Genomic DNA, 3,152 nt, shown 5'->3' with positions numbered 1-3,152 from the left:
CCCCGTCCACGGTCGCTTCGAAGCGCCACGCGTCGACGGCGTCGGGCGCGGCCCGGAGCGCGTACCCGGGGCCGTCCGTCACCAGGAGCCGGGCGGGCGTGCGCGGGGGACGGTCGGGTTCGAGGGCGCGGCGCAGCGCGCCGACGAAGGTCTGGACGGCGCCGACGGCGCCCGCGGGCGGTTCGTCCCACAGGTCGTCGACGAGACGGGCGACGGGCACGACGCGGCGCCGGGCGACGATCAGCCGGGCGAGGACCGCCCGGTGGCGGGGCCCCTTGAGGTCGAGCGGGGCGTTGTCGTCGCCCTGCGCCGTCAGCGACCCGAGGACGCCGAACCGGACCCGTGTCACGTGTTCCATGCCGGGGTCCACCGTACCCGGCCGGGCGCGTGCCGATCGCGTGCTGATCGTCTGCTGATTCGAGTGCGGGAGGCTCGTCCCGTACCCGGTCACCGCACGAGAGGACGAGTTCCCATGGCATCGAATCCCATGACACCGACCATCCCCGGCTTCGAGCACCACCGCGTCGAGGTCGCCGAGGACGTCCGCCTGTTCGCGGCCGTCGGCGGCTCCGGCACGCCCGTCGTGCTGCTGCACGGCTTCCCGCAGACCCACCTGATGTGGCGGCACGTGGCCGCCGACCTCGCCGCCGACCACACCGTGATCTGCCCCGACCTGCGCGGCTACGGCGCCAGCGACAAGCCCGCCGAGACGGCCGACGGCAGCGCGTACGCCAAGCGCACGATGGCGGCGGACGTGGTGGCGCTCGCCCGGGCTCTCGGACACGAGCAGTTCGCGCTCGTCGGGCACGACCGCGGCGCGCTCGTCGCCCTCCGCACTGCTCTCGACCACCCGGACCGCGTCACCCACCTCGCCTCGCTGGACATCCTCCCGCTCCTCGACACGTGGGACGTCATGCGCGGCACCTCCGCCGCCGTCGGATTCCACCTCTACCTGATGGCCCAGCCGCCGGGCCTGCCGGAGCGGATGATCGCCGCGTCGGCCGACGAGTTCTTCGGGCACTTCCTCGACCTGTGGTCCCGCGAACCCGCCGCGATCCCCGCCGACGTCCGGGCCGCGTACCTGGCGGCCTGCCGGGAGGCCGTCCCGTCGATCGTGGCGGACTACCGCGCGTCGGCCGGGATCGACGTCGCCCACGACACCGCAGACCGGGCGGCGGGCAACGGGCTCCGCATGCCCGTGAGCGTCCTCCAGCAGGACTGGGGCGCGGCCCTCGGCTTCGACGCGGCGGCCCTGTGGCGGGCATGGGCCCCCGACCTCGTCCACACCACCGTCGACTGCGGCCACTTCATGGCCGAGGAGGCCCCGGCCCAGGTCACCGCCGCCGTACGGGCACTCCTGCGGCGCTGAGCGCGTCACCGGGCGGGCAGGAGCTTCGGGCGCTTCGCCGTCCGTCCGTCGCAACCGTCAGGAGGCGGTCCGGGCGGCAGCCCGCGGTGATCAACACCCCTCGCCATGACCGCAGACGTGGCCCAACTCACCATCACTCACCGGCCGGTGATCCAGTCCCATCCCCACTGCGCTCCCAACTCCCGGGCCGTTGACCAGCAGGAACGGAGAAGCCCGGCTGGAGTAACAGAACGCAACGTAGTGACAACAGGGGGTCGAAGGTACACGATGGAAGGGCGTGGATGACCACCGAGCGGCAAGCCTCATGGGAAATGGAGGCTAGTCATGACTATCACTCTGATGAGTTTCAATATAGAGCAACTCCCAAGCATCGTGCATGAATCCGCCATGGCAAAGGAGGCTCTGGGGCGTATTCCGTTCGATCTGACCGGAATAACCTCCCTGATCCGCCAGCGCCTGGGCAGCATAGCGCTTCCGGAGCCTCCGGAAGTACGGCAGAGAAGGGCGCGCCGGACGGGGAGGTACATCTGCGATCACGCACCCGACGTCGTGGTGCTCAGCGAGGCGTTCAACGAGCAAGCCTGGCAGATGTTCGGCGATATGAAGAACCCTGAACAATACCCCTATCAGACCGACGTCGTGGGATTCCATTGCGGATCCGGAGGGAACTGGACGTCGATGGAGGGGTCCTGCAGCAACGATCTGGACAAGGTTAACGGTGGCGTCGTCATCCTCAGCAAGTTCCCGATCGAGGAGTCCCATCAACTGGTCTTCCACAGCGTGCATGGGGACACGGCGGACACCCACGCGAACAAGGGGGCGGTGCTGGCGAAGATGGCTACCCGCGACGGCATCGTCTGGCTTGTGGGAACGCACCTTCAGGCGGACCAGACGCCCGATGCCACGACCCAGGCGACGCAGGACGTGCGCTTCGATCAGCTCAGGGAAATCACCGCGTGGGTCTCGCGGAAGGTGGGAGAAGTCAGCGGCGAGACGGCCCCGGTGATCATCGCAGGGGATCTGAACTTCGAAAAGTATCGGACCATCCCTACGGATGGCCATGCGCCGTCCGGAATGGAGAACGAGGGCGCCCTACGGGAGGCCGAGCGCATTCTGGGGGATGGACAGCTGTGCTCCGATGGCGTGAAATCGCCAAGACGGTATTCCTACGACGCTGTTGAGAACTCCCGTGCACGGGCAAACGCAGGAAAGGGGTTCGAAAAATACCAGAACATCCTTGACTACGTCGGGTGGATCGGTATGCCGAGTGCGGACAGGAACGTAAGTATCGACCTGGCATACCTCTCGACCGGCGACGGCGCCGAGAGCTTGTCCGACCATCAGCCGGTGCTGGCCGAAGTCAATCTGTACACAAAGGGAGGGAACCCGAGGACGGGCGACATCCTTGCGGACATGATCCGACAGTTCGAACGCGCACGCGACGAGCAGCAGCGGCGTCGTAACAGTTAATTAGCCCTCCCGACAGTCCGGTCACACGTTCCGGGACGATCCTGGCCTCGACGGCGCCCGGCTGGTCACTTCGCCGAGGACGGCCGGATCAAGGAGTTCACGGTGATGGTCCGGCCGCAGTCGGCCGTCCAGGCACTCGGGCAGGCGGTCTTCGCGGGCCTCGTCGCCGACGGCCTCGTCCCGGCGCCTTCGGTGTGACGACGGCCGCGGCTCCCGCTGTCAGAGCGGCTCGCCGAGCGGCCCGTACTCCGCCTCCAGGTCCGTCGCCCAGTGCGCGGCCCAGTCCGGCTGCGTGCCGTCCGCGTCGGTGTAC

At 68.6% G+C, this 3,152-nt stretch carries 3 protein-coding genes and 1 pseudogene; 3 read left to right on the top strand and 1 reads right to left on the bottom strand.

What is annotated here, in order from left to right:
- Nucleotides 1-358, bottom strand: a 358-nt coding sequence (locus AB0O00_RS33700) for a winged helix-turn-helix domain-containing protein (RefSeq protein ID WP_363658338.1), incomplete at its 3' end; no start/stop codon positions are given.
- A gap of 129 nt (nucleotides 359-487) precedes the next feature.
- Here AB0O00_RS33700 and AB0O00_RS33695 point away from each other — a divergent pair.
- The 3 genes and pseudogenes from AB0O00_RS33695 to AB0O00_RS33685 all read left to right on the top strand — a co-directional run.
- A complete protein-coding gene (locus AB0O00_RS33695) occupies nucleotides 488-1,369 on the top strand; it encodes an alpha/beta hydrolase (RefSeq protein WP_363658340.1) in 882 nt (293 codons plus the stop codon).
- Nucleotides 1,370-1,693: 324 nt separating this feature from the next.
- On the top strand, nucleotides 1,694-2,839 hold the full coding sequence (locus AB0O00_RS33690) for an endonuclease/exonuclease/phosphatase family protein (protein WP_363658336.1): 1,146 nt from the start codon (nucleotides 1,694-1,696) through the stop codon (nucleotides 2,837-2,839).
- 66 nt (nucleotides 2,840-2,905) lie between these two features.
- Nucleotides 2,906-3,037: pseudogene (locus AB0O00_RS33685) on the top strand (nuclear transport factor 2 family protein); the annotation flags it as partial.
- Nucleotides 3,038-3,152 lie beyond the last annotated feature (115 nt).

The organism is Kitasatospora sp. NPDC093558 (assembly GCF_040683475.1).
Classification (GTDB): domain Bacteria; phylum Actinomycetota; class Actinomycetes; order Streptomycetales; family Streptomycetaceae; genus Kitasatospora.
This window is presented reverse-complemented; position numbering and strand designations above follow the sequence as displayed.

What these genes read in the sequence shown, in the direction of transcription:
- AB0O00_RS33695 (WP_363658340.1), top strand. Translation starts at nt 488, where the DNA reads ATGACACCGACCATCCCCGGCTTCGAGCACCACCGCGTCGAGGTCGCC.
- AB0O00_RS33690 (WP_363658336.1), top strand. Translation starts at nt 1,694, where the DNA reads ATGACTATCACTCTGATGAGTTTCAATATAGAGCAACTCCCAAGCATC.